General features: G+C 63.8%; 13 protein-coding genes. 6 read left to right on the top strand and 7 right to left on the bottom strand.

Annotated features, from left to right (window positions below; genetic code table 11):
- Nucleotides 1–142 precede the first annotated feature (142 nt).
- The 3 genes from trpS (at nt 143) to ACYG9Z_RS17285 (ending at nt 2,572) form a co-directional block, all read left to right on the top strand.
- On the top strand, nt 143–1,210 hold the full coding sequence (gene trpS, locus ACYG9Z_RS17295; protein WP_023672858.1) for a tryptophan--tRNA ligase: 1,068 nt from the start codon (nt 143–145) through the stop codon (nt 1,208–1,210).
- 99 nt (nt 1,211–1,309) lie between these two features.
- A complete protein-coding gene (locus ACYG9Z_RS17290) occupies nt 1,310–1,801 on the top strand; it encodes a universal stress protein (protein WP_023672856.1) in 492 nt (163 codons plus the stop codon).
- Between the two features lie 201 nt (nt 1,802–2,002).
- Nucleotides 2,003–2,572, top strand: a complete 570-nt coding sequence (locus tag ACYG9Z_RS17285) for a NifU family protein (protein WP_023685140.1) — start codon at nt 2,003–2,005, stop codon at nt 2,570–2,572.
- A gap of 182 nt (nt 2,573–2,754) precedes the next feature.
- On the opposite strand, the gene ACYG9Z_RS17280 is transcribed toward ACYG9Z_RS17285, so the two are convergent.
- Complete coding sequence (locus ACYG9Z_RS17280; protein ID WP_023692663.1) at nt 2,755–3,372, bottom strand: L,D-transpeptidase; 618 nt, start codon at nt 3,370–3,372, stop codon at nt 2,755–2,757.
- 238 nt (nt 3,373–3,610) lie between these two features.
- On the opposite strand from ACYG9Z_RS17280, the gene cueR reads away from it, so the two are divergent.
- Nucleotides 3,611–4,027, top strand: a complete 417-nt coding sequence (gene cueR / locus ACYG9Z_RS17275; protein WP_023672853.1) for a Cu(I)-responsive transcriptional regulator — start codon at nt 3,611–3,613, stop codon at nt 4,025–4,027.
- 381 nt (nt 4,028–4,408) lie between these two features.
- On the opposite strand, the gene ACYG9Z_RS17270 is transcribed toward cueR, so the two are convergent.
- Nucleotides 4,409–4,729: a hypothetical protein gene (locus ACYG9Z_RS17270; RefSeq protein WP_023736191.1), complete on the bottom strand. Its 321-nt coding sequence runs from the start codon at nt 4,727–4,729 to the stop codon at nt 4,409–4,411.
- A gap of 165 nt (nt 4,730–4,894) precedes the next feature.
- Here ACYG9Z_RS17270 and ACYG9Z_RS17265 point away from each other — a divergent pair, with 165 nt between their 5' ends.
- Together ACYG9Z_RS17265 and ACYG9Z_RS17260 are read left to right on the top strand one after the other, a co-directional pair.
- Complete coding sequence (locus ACYG9Z_RS17265; protein WP_023685143.1) at nt 4,895–5,065, top strand: hypothetical protein; 171 nt, start codon at nt 4,895–4,897, stop codon at nt 5,063–5,065.
- A 566-nt stretch (nt 5,066–5,631) separates the two neighbouring features.
- A complete protein-coding gene (locus ACYG9Z_RS17260) occupies nt 5,632–6,132 on the top strand; it encodes an MmcB family DNA repair protein (protein WP_023736193.1) in 501 nt (166 codons plus the stop codon).
- Between the two features lie 215 nt (nt 6,133–6,347).
- On the opposite strand, the gene ACYG9Z_RS17255 is transcribed toward ACYG9Z_RS17260, so the two are convergent.
- The 5 genes from ACYG9Z_RS17255 to hrpB all read right to left on the bottom strand — a co-directional run bounded on the left by ACYG9Z_RS17255 (nt 6,348) and on the right by hrpB (nt 13,545).
- A complete protein-coding gene (locus tag ACYG9Z_RS17255) occupies nt 6,348–7,430 on the bottom strand; it encodes a transposase (RefSeq protein ID WP_023752993.1) in 1,083 nt (360 codons plus the stop codon).
- An 87-nt stretch (nt 7,431–7,517) separates the two neighbouring features.
- Nucleotides 7,518–8,702 (bottom strand): Na+/H+ antiporter NhaA, encoded by a 1,185-nt coding sequence (gene nhaA / locus ACYG9Z_RS17250; protein ID WP_023752383.1) that lies wholly within the window; start codon nt 8,700–8,702, stop codon nt 7,518–7,520.
- A gap of 372 nt (nt 8,703–9,074) precedes the next feature.
- Nucleotides 9,075–9,638, bottom strand: coding sequence for an ActR/PrrA/RegA family redox response regulator transcription factor (locus tag ACYG9Z_RS17245; protein WP_023752384.1), 564 nt, complete (start codon nt 9,636–9,638; stop codon nt 9,075–9,077).
- Between the two features lie 86 nt (nt 9,639–9,724).
- Complete coding sequence (locus ACYG9Z_RS17240; RefSeq protein ID WP_023685147.1) at nt 9,725–11,050, bottom strand: ActS/PrrB/RegB family redox-sensitive histidine kinase; 1,326 nt, start codon at nt 11,048–11,050, stop codon at nt 9,725–9,727.
- Between the two features lie 32 nt (nt 11,051–11,082).
- On the bottom strand, nt 11,083–13,545 hold the full coding sequence (hrpB, locus tag ACYG9Z_RS17235) for an ATP-dependent helicase HrpB (RefSeq protein WP_460222836.1): 2,463 nt from the start codon (nt 13,543–13,545) through the stop codon (nt 11,083–11,085).
- Nucleotides 13,546–13,564 lie beyond the last annotated feature (19 nt).

Below are 13,564 nucleotides of genomic sequence, written 5' to 3'. Positions count from 1 at the left end.
ATCCTCTCCGCCCCTTCGTCCATAAGCGCGCCGTCGCAAGACTTTCGCCGCGCGTGGTTTCCAGCCGCGTGATTGGCTCCGAAAGGTCTGCAACTTTTCGGAAACACGCTTAATACGGCCCTCCACAAGCCATGAGGAACCCATGACCGCCTTCAAACAGCTCGTCTTTTCCGGGGTACAGCCGACCGGCAATCTGCATCTCGGCAACTATCTCGGCGCCATCAAGAAATTCGTTGCGCTTCAGGACACGTCAGACTGCATCTATTGCGTCGTCGACCTGCATTCGCTGACGGCACAACTCGTCCATGATGACCTCGCAGACCAGACCCGCTCGATCACCGCCGCCTTCCTCGCCTCGGGCATCGACCCGAAGAAGCACATCGTCTTCAACCAGTCGCGGGTGATGCAGCATGCCGAGCTTGCCTGGATCTTCAATTGCGTGGCGCGCATCGGCTGGATGAACAAGATGACGCAGTTCAAGGACAAGGCCGGCAAGGACCGCGAGAACGCCTCGCTGGGCCTGCTTGCCTATCCCTCGCTGATGGCGGCCGACATCCTGCTCTACCGCGCGACCCATGTGCCGGTGGGCGAGGACCAAAAGCAGCATCTGGAGCTGACCCGCGACATCGCGCAAAAGTTCAATAATGATTTTTCGAGCCGCATCGCCAGTCTTGGCGTCGGCGTCGAGATGCAGGTCGGCGAAGAGACGGTAAACGGGTTCTTCCCGATAACCGAACCGGTGATCGGCGGGCCGGCGGCGCGCATCATGAGCCTGCGCGACGGCTCCAAGAAGATGTCGAAGTCGGACCCGTCGGATCTGTCCCGCATCAATTTGACCGACGATGCCGATACCATCTCGAAGAAGATCCGCAAGGCCAAGACCGACCCGGAAGCGTTGCCAAGCGAAGTCGACGGCCTGGAAAGCCGCCCGGAAGCGGAAAACCTGGTCGGCATCTATGCAGGGCTGGCCGAGATGTCGAAGGCGGACGTGCTGAAGGAATTCGGCGGCCAGCAGTTTTCCGTGTTCAAGCCGGCGCTCGCCGACCTTGCCGTGGAAAAACTGGCGCCGATCGCCGGCGAGATGCGCCGTATCGAGGGCGACCGCGCCTATGTCGACGCGGTGCTGAGAGACGGCGGCGAACGCGCCGGCGCGCTGGCTGAGACCACCATGAAGACGGTACGCGACATTATAGGCCTGTTGCAGGGCTGATCACCGTCAGTGCACCGCACCATTCTGGCCCAAGGCCGGCGGCTTGCCGCCGGTCTGCCGCGGTGGCAGATTGCGGCCGAAAACATCGAGTAGATAGACATGGTCTCCAAACGCCTCAGTCGCGAAGCCGGCCATCGCAGGAAATTCCTGACGATCATCGACGACACGCCGGAGTGCGAGCGCGCCGTCGCCTACGCCTCCAAGCGGGCGCAGAGCACCAGCGGCACGCTGGTGCTGCTCTACATCATCACACCGGACGACTTTCAGCACTGGCTGGGCGTCGAGAAGATCATGCGCGAGGAAGCCAATGCCACGGCACGCGCGGCACTCGACGGCTACGCCAACAAGGTGCGCCAGAAGCTCGGCATCGAGCCCGAGATGGTGGTGCGCGAAGGCAAGCCGACCGAGGAGATCCACAAGCTGATCGAGGAAGACCAGGACATCGCCATCCTGGTGCTGGCGGCAGGTGCCGGCAAGGAAGGACCCGGGCCGCTGGTCGGGGCTGTTGCCGGCAAGGGCGCCGCCTTCCCTATTCCGGTCACAGTGGTGCCGCAGAACCTGTCTGACGAGGAGATCGACAGCCTCGCATAGAGAGTGATGCCGGAAGTGTGAAGCGGTTTCGGATAACATCACGATCCTGGATTTACAGCCCGCGCGGGATTCATTCCCAGCCAGCAAAAACATTCCGCCAGCCAGCCGTTTTGAGCGACGCGTTTCGCTTGAATGTCCAGCCGATTGAGCCTATTTAGAACTATTCCAAACTAGCTGCCCGACTGGGGCACGGAGACGGCCATGTTCATCCAGACCGAATCGACGCCGAACCCGGCAACGCTGAAGTTCCTGCCCGGCAAGGAAGTGCTTGTCGAAGGCACCGCCGATTTCCGCGACGCCGACAGTGCAGCCAGCGCCTCGCCGCTGGCCGGCCGCCTGTTCGAGATCCCCGGCGTGACCGGCGTCTTCTTCGGCTATGACTTCATCACCGTGACCAAGGACGGCCCGGACTGGCAGCACCTGAAGCCGGCCATCCTCGGCGCCATCATGGAGCATTTCATGTCGGGCGCGCCCGTCATGGTCAACGCCGGCCCCGCTGCCGAGACCAGCCAGACCGGCGAATTCTACGACAAGGCCGATGAGCAACTGGTCATCACCATCAAGGAATTGCTCGACACCAGGGTGCGCCCGGCGGTTGCCCAGGATGGCGGCGACATCACCTTCCGCGGCTTCGAGAACGGCACCGTGTTCCTGCACATGAAGGGCGCCTGCGCCGGCTGCCCGTCCTCGACGGCGACGCTGAAGCACGGCATCCAGAACCTGCTCCGCCACTTCGTGCCGGAAGTACAGCAGGTCGAGCAGGTCTCCTAAGACCCCTTCACGCATTCGAGCGAGCAACAAAAAACCGGGCCAGATTGCCCGGTTTTCTGTTTTGGACGTCCGTTGTTGCCTAGACGGTCCGCGTACGAAGGGTAACGCCTATCTTGACCTTGATCTTCCCGAAAACCGGTTCCACTTTTCGCTTTCGTGGACCTCGGTTCCGGATCAAGGTCCTACATCACGATGACCTTGGCACCGACCGAAGTGCGGTCGTAGAGGTCGATGATGTCCTGGTTCATCAGCCGGATGCAGCCTGACGACATCGCTTTGCCGATCGAATTCCATTCCGGACTGCCGTGCAGGCGGTAGCCCATGTCGCCGCCCTTGTTGAACAGATACATGGCGCGCGCGCCGAGCGGGTTCTTCAAGCCCGGCTCCATGCCGCTCGCGAACTTCGCTAGCTCCGGCTGGCGCTGGATCATCTGCCGCGGCGGCGTCCAGGTCGGCCATTCGCGCTTCAGCGCGATATGGGCGGTGCCGTGCCATTCAAAGCCTTCGCGGCCGACGCCGATGCCGTAGCGGATCGCCCGGCCGTCGCCTTCGACGAAGTAGAGAAACTTGTTCTGGGTATCGACGACGATGGTGCCCGGCTTTTCCGAGGTGTCGTAGTTCACCTCTTGCCGGTGGTACTTCAGCGGCACCCTCTCGATCGGGATGCGCGGCAGTTGGTAGCCTGCATCGTTCACCGAACCGTAGTTGTTGGTGAACAGTTGCGAGCCGATCGTGCTGCAACCCGAGATCGCGGCCGACAACGCAAGTGCGGCGACGATTGCAAATGACTTCATGCGCATGAAATGGTCCGATGCCCCGCCAAGATGTCGCGACACGTTACGGCCGCTTTTCCTGAAATCATTCATGCTGGCATTTGCTTTGCTTGCCAAGCGCGCGATGCCTATATGCAGGAGCTTACGTGCCGGTAAGCCGTCAACTATGGCATTTCGGCAACAGGACTCACGGGATTGTGAAGGAAAAACAATGGGCGGCCCTGTCGGATAGCCTAGAAACAGGGAACCACATCGAGGAATCACAATGAATGTAGGCGATGCCGCGGCGCGGTCCGGCCTGCCGGCCAAGACCATCCGCTACTATGAAGAGATCGGCCTGATCGCGCCGGCGCGCGCCGGCAATGGCTATCGCGATTATTCCAGCGACGACATCCATCGGCTGGCCTTCCTGCGCCGTGCCCGCAACCTCGGCTTTTCAATCGACGATTGCCGCCAGCTGATGGCGCTCTACCGGGACCGCAGCCGCGCCAGCCACGATGTGCGCGAGATCGCCGCCGCCCATGTCAGCGCCATCGAGGAAAAAGTGCGCGAGCTGCAGTCGATGCGCACGACCTTGCAGACGCTGATCCAGGCCTGCCATGGTGACGACCGGCCGGATTGCCCGATTTTGGATGACATTGCGGGGGCTGCGCAGGCCGCAGACAGGCGGGCCACGGTTTGAAGCACGGGCGCCGGGATAGACTGGGCGCCGGACGCGCAAGAAAAACCTCCAAAGGTCTATATCTCATTTGGCTAAAATTACGGAACGTCCAATGGACAAGAACGGAACCAAAGCGGTTACATCAGACCTTCGCGCTCACGACGTAAGACTTTAGTCCGGCCGATTTATAGCTAAGAACGGAAGTCGATCGGCACGACATAGGGCCGCTGTGGATCAATACCAGACTGCACCCAGACGAATATGGTGCGATCGCGGAAGACGCTCGGACCAAGCCGTCACCCAGGTTTGGCAACCGAATAATCGTCTGATGAGGCGCGCATATGCTGGGGTCAAAATCCGAAAGCGACCGCCACCTTCAGACCGAACGAGTAAGAAGCAGACCTAGCTTGAGGTAGGTTCAAACTCTTCTCTGACTTCCTTCCAGAGCAAAAACTTGAATGGCCACGCTCTGAGATAGGGGATCAGCTTCTCTCGCCGCAGAGCCGCAAAAAGAAGGGTGGTCAGAACTGAAAACATACAGGACAGAAACGCCACAAAAGCTATCGGCATCATCAATACCGCAGTGAAGCCACCTACAATATGCGGCCAAGTACCCTTCTCAGCTACGATTCCCGCGCTAGCAAGAAGGCCAATCCCCAGCAAGATTAGGCCTATCGTGCCCAACGATACGAGCAGCGCGGTGAGTGCGGTTCTACGCTTCATATGCTTTGCCTCCCGGTAGCTTATCTCAAGCATAGCGGGGATCAATCCGCAGGGCGCGTTGTAAAGTATATAGTCGCCCTGCGAAAGGTGATTGTATGGTTGACAAACCCATTTGCTCACGACCTTGGCTCTGCTAGTCTCGCGCTTGGGTTTGGGGGTCAAGACATGAATGCCGTTGAGTTTATCGACAAGGTTCTAACGCCGCTCGGTGGTGGGCTTGGCGTCCTGCTGGCATGCCGGTTTTCACCGCAACTTCGTGCGCAGGTCAGGCCTGGTCTGGAATTAGTGATGGCAGTTATTGTCGTGCTGATCCTGGGAGCCATCAAATGGCTCTAGGAGCTACCCAGCCGTAGGGATGTTACCAATTTCGGAACCAAATTCCGCCTAACGCTTACGAGTCGTCGTTTCGTATACGGCTTGGTCATTTACAAGGTTTCGTATGCATCCGCCCTGATAGCCGCCAGTCGGGAACGCGCTATGCTGGTGCGGCGTGGCGTGCAACGGCTGTTGCGGGACATGGGCCCTCTGCAGAACTGGCCCACGCTTGCCGCGGCGATAACAGGCCCTGACTGCCTCGATTTTTGATGATATGGCGGGCTTAGGCCGGGCGAAGGCAAGGCCGCTTCGGGCAGTGACATAAGCGGCCGGACCTCGCTCATCCGAGACTTCAGGACCTTTTCGGCCATCCCGCTTCTCACAAACGCGGAGATGACACCGATCAGAGATTCGATCCAACGCAGTATTGTCCGCAGTACTTCCCGTAGCGCCTGGCCCATGACGTGACATGCCTCTCGGATCATCAATCGTAGCAGGATTATATTCCTATCTGGCCGAATTTGTCAATCGGGATTTTGCCCAAGCATAGGTTCAAACCGTGAACAAAATCTGGCATGGTGGGTGCCATGCCGATCATTTCGCCGATTCTCCTCAATCCCCTGATCGATGGCCGCCAGTCGGAACGCGCCATGCTGGTGCGGCGTGGCGTGCAGCGGCTGCTTATGCAAATGGGCACGCATGTGCTGCCCGAACTGTCGCTGGCCACCGGGCGGCGCGCCGACCTTGTGGCGCTGACCAGGCAGGGCGACATCTGGATCATCGAGATCAAATCCTCGATCGAGGATTTTCGCGTCGACCGCAAATGGCCTGATTACCGGCTGCACTCCGACCGCTTCTTCTTCGCCACCCATCCGGGCGTGCCATCGGAGATCTTCCCCGAGGAATGCGGCTTCATCCTCTCCGACGGCTACGGCGCCGAGATTCTGCGCGATGCGCCCGAGCACCGCATGGCCGCAGCAACGCGCAAGGCGCTGATGCTGCGCATTGCACGGGCGGGTGCGGCGCGGCTGCTGGCGGCGGAGCTGGCGGGTGTGGCGGTGCCGGCGCTGGCGGGAGAGAGCGAGTAGACGAAGCTCAAGTTCCTCGCCCCGCTTTGCGCATAGGCGCTAAGATAGCTTTGGCATGGACTGAAACTTGCGCTTTCGTGGTGGTTCGCGCCAGCGATATCGCAAGGCATGGAGATTTTGGCGCAGGGCCGCCAAGGAAGGTTGAGTAAAGATGGTCGCGATCAGAGAGGCGACGATCTGGCGGGTGGCGCGCCACAGCAGCGGGCGCCCGTCGCTCAAGGGGGAGAGACACCCAACTCCTGCGAGAGGGGTTCGGTCACGAGCGCGATGAGGAAGTGTGCAAGGATCCAAGGCCTTGCGATCCTTGGGTCTTTGGCGGGAGGAGAGCGCAGCCCGATCAGGCTCTTCAGGCGCTTGAAGGCGAGTTCGATGCGCCAGCGCATGCGGTAGAGCTTGAGGACCGTATCGGCGGGAAACTCCTCCCGGTCAAGCGAGGTCACAAGCAGGACGAAGCCGGCCGCAATCAGCGTCTGCGGTTGAACCTTGTTGCCCTTGGCCCTGGCTTCCTTGTTGATTTTGCGCCGCGCTTCTTGTGCCGCGGCCTCGGATTTGCGCAAGGCGATCAGGCGCATCTTCACAGGCTCGCCCTTCTTGAGTGCCAGCCGGGCAGGCGTTTCGCAGACTTCCTCCCGGCAGCTCTCCAGGTAGCCGATGAGATCGAACGCCCTGCCGTTGGCGTCGAGCCATCGCGCGTTTTTCCACGACGCGCGCACAACAACATCGCCGCCTTGCGCCATCACCTTGGCGATCCGCTCGGCCTGCAGATAGGCGCGGTCACCGATGCGGATCTCGCCCGCCACCACCGGCACGCGGTCGATCAGCTCGGCCTCGCTCTGGTCGGTGATCTCGATGAAGTCGAACTGCTCGCGCTCAAGCTCAAAGGCGCAGTGCATGCGCCAAAGACCATTGTTCTTCTTCTCATACGCACCGGCCTTGGCAACCGCTGTCGCATCGAGGATGCGGATCAGTCGGCCTTTGGCCAAACCTGCATCCTCGCGCTTCAAAAGGTGCCCAATCAACTGCTGCAGCCATGGTCCTGCATTGCGCAGCCGGCCAAGCAACGCCACGTCCGAAATGTCGGCTATCCCGCTCGCCGCCGCCCAGGCCACGACGCCCCGCATGCCAACCTTGCCAAGGCAGTAAGCCAGTGTCAGGCGCAACAGGTCGCTCGCCGACCTGACGCCGCGCGGGCGCAGGAACGCCTTCGTCTCGCGGGCACTTGCTGCGATCAACTCTTCGCCGCCCAGAAGCTCAATCGTCTCGGCCCAGCCGTCATCAACAAGCGATTCGTGTGTCATCGCAGTGTAGAATCACACCCGATTCCGCAGGGCAATACCTATCTTAGCGCCTATGCCGCTTTGCGGGGGCGAGGAACCCAAGAACACCTACTCCACCTCCTCCTCCACCCCTGCCGCCGGCGCCATCAGGAGCACGGCGGCACCCAGCAACGCCGCAATGAACGACCCCGCCAGGATGCCGACCTTGACGGCATCCTGCAGCGCCACGTCGCCGGCGAAGGCAAGCAGGCCGATGAACAGGCTCATGGTGAAGCCGATGCCGCAGAGCAGCGAGATGCCGACCATGTGCAGCAAGCCGGCATTGACCGGCAGGTCGGCGAAGCCGAGCCGGATCGCGAGCGCCGAGGAGCCGAAGACGCCGACCAGCTTGCCCAGCACCAGGCCGGCGGCAACGCCGAGCGTCAACGGCTCGACCAGGACTGCGGCGCTGAGGCCGGCCAGCGACACGCCGGCATTGGCAAAGCCGAAGATCGGGATGACGAAGAAGGGCACGATCTTGTGCAGGCCGTGTTCGAGCCGGTGCAACGGCGAATGGTCGAGATCGTGGCCGCTGCCGGCAGAGATTTTCAGCGGAATGGTGAGCGCCAGCGCGACGCCGGCCAGCGTGGCATGCACGCCCGATTTCAGGACCAGCACCCACAGCACGGCGCCGAGCACGAGGTAGGGCGTCAGCCTCGTCACCCGCATGCGGTTGAGCACGATGAGCACCGCGATGACGGCGAAGGCCGCACCGAGATAGGCCAGCGACAGGCCGCTTGTGTAGAAGATGGCGATGATGATGACGGCGCCGAGATCGTCGATGATGGCGAGCGCGGTGAGAAATATCTTGAGCGACGCCGGCACGCGGTTGCCGAGCGACAGTACGCCGAGCGCAAAGGCGATATCGGTGGCGGTCGGGATCGCCCAGCCGGAGAGCGCGGCGGCGTTGTTGCGGTTGATGGCGACATAGACCAGCGCGGGAACCAGCATGCCGCTGGCGGCGGCGACGCCCGGCAGCACGCGGCGCGGCCAGGTCGAGAGCTGACCGTCGAGCATCTCGCGCTTGATCTCGAGGCCGACCAGCAGGAAGAACACCGCCATCAGCCCATCATTGATCCAGTGCGACACGCTGAGCGGGCCGAGATAGGCGTGGAGAGCGGCGAAATAGGTTTCGGCCAATGGTGAATTGGCGACGATCAGCGCAAGGGCTGCCGCAACCATCAGGATGATGCCGCCCGCCGCCTCGCCATCGAGGAATTCGCGAAGGATGGATTTCGGCTGCTTGTCGCGCATCTGTGCTCCGTTGCCGGGTTTTCCGGCGGCGTTATTGCCGATGATGGGCAAAGGTCGATGGCACGGCAAGCGCAACTGTTTCCAGCGTTGGCGCCGCCCCTCATTGTCCTGCCGGACGTTCGTCATTCGAAAAGCCAAGCAGTTTGGCTTTTCGTCCGCTTCGCGGACCATTCCTCAACTCCCCACATAGCGACGGGGAGAAAGAGGCAGCTTCAGCCTCGCCGTCGTCTCCTGCAACGCCGGCGATTGGCGAAACCGGCGATGAGAGCGCCCCTCTCCCCCGTCTCTATACGGGGAGAGGATGCCGGCAGGCAGGTGAGGGGCAGCGCTGAGGTTCGGCAATTGGCGGCCGGCGCCACCGGCGCGTGAACCTCAGCGTGGTGCGCGCTTGGCGAGTATGCGCTGCAGCGTGCGGCGATGCATGTTGAGCCGGCGCGCGGTTTCCGACACGTTGCGGTCGCACATTTCGTAGACGCGCTGGATGTGTTCCCAGCGCACGCGGTCGGCCGACATCGGATTTTCCGGGGGGGGGGCGCGCTCGCCGGCGGTGCGGGTGAGCGCTGCAAACACGTCGTCGGCGTCAGCCGGCTTCGACAGATAGTCGATGGCGCCGAGCTTCACCGCGGTCACCGCGGTGGCGATGTTGCCGTAGCCGGTGAGGATGACGGTGCGGGCATCGTCGCGCTTCTCGCGGATGGCGGCGACGACGTCGAGGCCGTTGCCGTCGCCAAGCCGCATGTCGACCACCGCATAGGCCGGCGGGTGGGCGCGCGCCTTGGCCACTGCCTCCTCGACGCTCTCGGCCGTCTCGACCACGAAACCCCTGGTTTCCATGGCGCGGGCCAGCCGCGTCAGGAACGGCTTGTCGTCGTCGACGATGAGCAGCGAGGTGTCCTCGCCTTCGACCATTGCGCCAATTGCTTCTTCGCCAGTCATTATCTCAAAAAATCCTGCTGCCTTAATTTTACGCAGATATAGTTCCTGAACGCCATTGTCCAATTTTGCCGCCTCCGCCAAGGCTTTTACGCGGTGTCGAACATCGAGATCCCTACCGATTCCGGGTTGAGGAAGACCGTGCGCGGCCACGATATCTGCACGATCGCGCCTTCGCCCAGTCCGCTCGAATTGCGGAAATCGAGCGTGGCGCCGGAGCGTTCGAGCAAGGTCTTGGCGATGAACAGCCCGAGACCCAGGCCACCGCCGGCCTCGTTGCCCTGGCGTGTCGACATATAGGGCTCGCCGATGCGATCGATGATTTCGGGCGGAAAGCCCGGCCCGTCGTCGATGATCGAGAAGGTGACGTCGAGCTCGTCCCAGCTCCAGCGCACGGTGACGGTCTTGCGGGCGAAGTCGACGGCGTTCTCGACCAGATTGCCGAGGCCGTAGATGACGCCGGGGTTGCGCCGTCCCACCGGTTCGGGGCCGACGCGCTCGCCCGGCCGAAGCTTGATCGAGATGCCGAAATCGCGGTGCGGCGCCGTCACCTCCTCGACCAGCGAGGTCAGCGGCAGACGCGACAGATGCGCCTCGCCCTCGGAGGACAGGCTGGTCAGCCGCTTCAGGATCTCGCGGCAGCGCTCGCTCTGCGACCGCAACAGCTTCACATCCTCACCATATTTCGGATCGTTACCCAGCGCCTTCTCCATTTCCTTGGAGACAAGGGCGATGGTGGCGAGCGGCGTGCCGAGTTCGTGCGCGGCGGCGGCGGCGAGGCCATCGAGCGCCGACAGATGCTGCTCGCGCTGCAACACCAGTTCGGTGGCGGCAAGCGCATTGGCGAGCAGGCGAGCTTCCTCGGCGACGCGGAAGGCATAGATGGCGGTGAAGGCGATCGAGGAAAACACCGCCATCCATATCCCGGCGACATAGATGAACGGCATGGGCAGCGGCGCGCCCTCATACCATGGCAGCGGCTGGTGGAAGAAGACCAGCAACGTGGCCGCCGCCATGACCAGCGCGCCGAGCACCGCAGTCAGCCGGAGCGGCAGCGACGCCGCCGAGATGACGACGGGCACGGTCATCAGCACCGAGAACGGGTTGGTGAGGCCGCCGGTCAAATAGAGCAGGCCGGCAAGCTGCAGGCTGTCGAAGGTCAGGATGAAAAAGGCTGAGAACGGGGTCAGCCGGTGCGCTGCCGGATAGCGGAAGGTCAGCACCAGGTTGAGCCAGGCCGAGCAGGCGACCAGCGCGAAGCAGAGGCTGACCGGCAGCGGGAATTTGAGCCCATAGGCGACGACCAGCACCGTCAGGCTCTGGCCGACAATGGCCAGCCAGCGCAGCCGGATCAGCGTGTTGAGGCGCAGCCGCTGGCTTTGCTGGAAGTCTGGCGCGTGCAGGATGTTGATCATGGCCAAGGATTATAGCCGGGAAAGGACGAGCGCTAGGTCCCTCGCGGTTTGGCGCGGGCGGTGGCCGCAGCGAGCAGCGGATTTTCCGGCCAGACATGGCGGGGATAGCGGCCGCGCATGTCGGTGCGCACATCGGCCCAGGAGCCGCGCCAGAAGCCGGGCAGGTCGCGCGTCGTCTGGATTGGCCGGTGCGCCGGCGACAACAGCTCGAGCGTCAGCGGCACGGTGCCGTTGGCGATTGCCGGATGGCGGTCAAGGCCGAATAGTTCCTGCACGCGGATCGCCAGCACCGGCCATTCGCCGTCATAGCGGATCGGCACATGGCTGCCGGACGGCGCGTCGAAATGGGTCGGCGCCAGTGTGCCGATCTTGCGCTGCAAATCATGCGGCACCAGCGCCATCAGGCCCAATGACAGCGTGCCGGGGTCGATGGCGGCGAAGGACGCCTTGCCCGACAGGAACGGCAGCAGCCAGTCGTCGAGGCGTTCGAGCAGGGCGACTTCCGAAACATCGGGCCAAGGCGCGCCTAGGCCGCGATGCAGCCAGCCAAGCCGTTGGCGCAGCGTCTCGCCGTCCTTGCTCCATTCCAGCAGCGACAGGCCGTGCTCGCGCAAGGCATCCAGGATGGCGCGGTCGGCGTCTGTTCCAGTTGGTGCGGGCAGCATGCGCTCCGACAAAGTGATGGCGCCGAGCCTGGCGGTCTCGCGCACGCGCACCGCGCGCCGCTCGCGGTCGAAGCTTGTCTCGCGGCGCGTCTCGATCCTGTCGGCGAGAGCGGCACGGATGTCGGTCTCGTGGACCGCGGCCGCGGCGGTTATACGGGCGTTTTGCGCCTTGCCTTGCAGATCGGCGACGACCAGCCAGGTCTCACCGGCCAGCGGATCGGCGGCTTCGAGCATGGCGCCGGAGCCGTTGGCGAGCACGAAACGCCCGCGCTCGCCGCGCGCCCTGGCGACGCGGTCCGGCCAGGCGTGGATGAGCAAAAGACCGGCAGAAGCGGCTTCGCTGCTCTTGGCGCCGCCCGCCTGCTTCGCCAGCCGCTCGGCCAGCTGCCTTGCCCCAACGGCGCGCGGCGACTTCTCAGTGCGAAAACGGATGAGCCGCCGTTCGAGGTCGGCGCCGTCGCCGCCGAGACCACGCTCGGTGAGCAGGACGGCTAGCATCGCAGCCTCGAGCGCGTGGCCGCCGCCAGCGGCTTCAGCGACCATGTGTGCGAGCCGCACGGGCAGGGCCAGCTTGCGCATCGCGCCGCCCGCCTCCGTCAGCCGGCCGGCCGCATCGATGGCGTGCAGCGCCAGGAGCAGCGCCCGCGCCTCGTTGAGCGCGGGAATGGGCGGCGGATCGAGGAAGGACAGGCTTGCGGGATCGGCGACGCCGAAGGCGGCGCAATCGAGCAGTAGGCCGGACAGGTCGGCTTCGAGAATCTCGGGTGGGGTGAAGGCGGGAAGGGCCGCCGTCTGCTCGGCCCGCCACAGGCGGATGGCGACGCCTGGCTGTGTACGCCCGGCGCGGCCGGCACGCTGATCGGCCGACGCCCTGGAGACACGCACCGTCTCCAGCCGCGTCAGGCCGCTCGCCGGTTCGTATCGTGGCAGCCGCGACAGGCCGGAATCGATGACGACGCGCACGCCGTCGATGGTGATCGAGGTCTCGGCGATCGACGTCGCCAGCACCACCTTGCGGCGGCCGGGCGGCGCCGGTTTGATGGCGGCATCCTGCGCCCTGTTGTCGAGCTGGCCGTAGAGCGGCACGATGTCGGTGTCGGCGCCGAGGCGGCCCTGCAGCCGCTCGGCGGTGCGCTCGATCTCGCGCTGTCCCGGCAGGAAGGCGAGCACGCTGCCGCTCTCCTCGGCAAGGGTGGAGCGGATAGCCTTGGCCATGGTGTCTTCGACGGGAACGCCGGCCGGCCGTTCGTCGTAACGGATGTCGACGGGAAAGGCGCGGCCTTGGCTTTCGATCACCGGGGCGCCGGACAGGAGTTTCGCGACGCGCGCGCCATCGAGCGTTGCCGACATCACCAGCAGCCGCAAATCCGGCCGCAGCGCGCCCTGCACGTCGAGCGCCAGCGCCAGGCCGAAATCGCCGTCGAGCGAGCGCTCGTGGAATTCGTCGAAAATCACCGCCGAGACGCCGGGCAACTCCGGATCGTCGAGGATCATGCGCGCCAGCACGCCTTCGGTAACGACGAGAATTCTGGTCCGTGCCGACGTGCGGTTTTCCATGCGCAGGGCATAGCCGACGGTGGCGCCGGGCTCTTCGCCAAGCAATTCCGCCATGCGGCGGGCGGCGGCGCGGGCGGCGAGGCGGCGCGGTTCGAGCAGGACGATCTTGCCGGCGACCAGCCAGGGCGCATCGAGCAGCGCCAGCGGCACCAGCGTCGTCTTGCCGGCGCCGGGCGGCGCCACCAGGACGGCGCTGTTGCCGGAGCCGAGCGCCTGGCTCAGGGCCGGCAGCACGGCGGATACCGGAAGCTCCGGCAAGGATCTCGTCGTCATTGCGTCCGCATATCAGCGG

It is taken from the genome of Mesorhizobium sp. RSR380A (assembly GCF_054719385.1).
Note: the sequence above shows the minus strand (reverse complement) of the source record. Positions and strands in the feature narration are given on the sequence as shown.

Bases quoted from the DNA above. Each gene is read 5' to 3' on its own strand.
- trpS (WP_023672858.1), top strand. From the start codon at position 143: ATGACCGCCTTCAAACAGCTCGTCTTTTCCGGGGTACAGCCGACCGGC.
- ACYG9Z_RS17290 (WP_023672856.1), top strand. From the start codon at position 1,310: ATGGTCTCCAAACGCCTCAGTCGCGAAGCCGGCCATCGCAGGAAATTC.
- ACYG9Z_RS17285 (WP_023685140.1), top strand. From the start codon at position 2,003: ATGTTCATCCAGACCGAATCGACGCCGAACCCGGCAACGCTGAAGTTC.
- ACYG9Z_RS17280 (WP_023692663.1), bottom strand. From the start codon at position 3,372: ATGCGCATGAAGTCATTTGCAATCGTCGCCGCACTTGCGTTGTCGGCC.
- cueR (WP_023672853.1), top strand. From the start codon at position 3,611: ATGAATGTAGGCGATGCCGCGGCGCGGTCCGGCCTGCCGGCCAAGACC.
- ACYG9Z_RS17270 (WP_023736191.1), bottom strand. From the start codon at position 4,729: ATGAAGCGTAGAACCGCACTCACCGCGCTGCTCGTATCGTTGGGCACG.
- ACYG9Z_RS17265 (WP_023685143.1), top strand. From the start codon at position 4,895: ATGAATGCCGTTGAGTTTATCGACAAGGTTCTAACGCCGCTCGGTGGT.
- ACYG9Z_RS17260 (WP_023736193.1), top strand. From the start codon at position 5,632: ATGCCGATCATTTCGCCGATTCTCCTCAATCCCCTGATCGATGGCCGC.
- ACYG9Z_RS17255 (WP_023752993.1), bottom strand. From the start codon at position 7,430: ATGACACACGAATCGCTTGTTGATGACGGCTGGGCCGAGACGATTGAG.
- nhaA (WP_023752383.1), bottom strand. From the start codon at position 8,702: ATGCGCGACAAGCAGCCGAAATCCATCCTTCGCGAATTCCTCGATGGC.
- ACYG9Z_RS17245 (WP_023752384.1), bottom strand. From the start codon at position 9,638: ATGACTGGCGAAGAAGCAATTGGCGCAATGGTCGAAGGCGAGGACACC.
- ACYG9Z_RS17240 (WP_023685147.1), bottom strand. From the start codon at position 11,050: ATGATCAACATCCTGCACGCGCCAGACTTCCAGCAAAGCCAGCGGCTG.
- hrpB (WP_460222836.1), bottom strand. From the start codon at position 13,545: ATGACGACGAGATCCTTGCCGGAGCTTCCGGTATCCGCCGTGCTGCCG.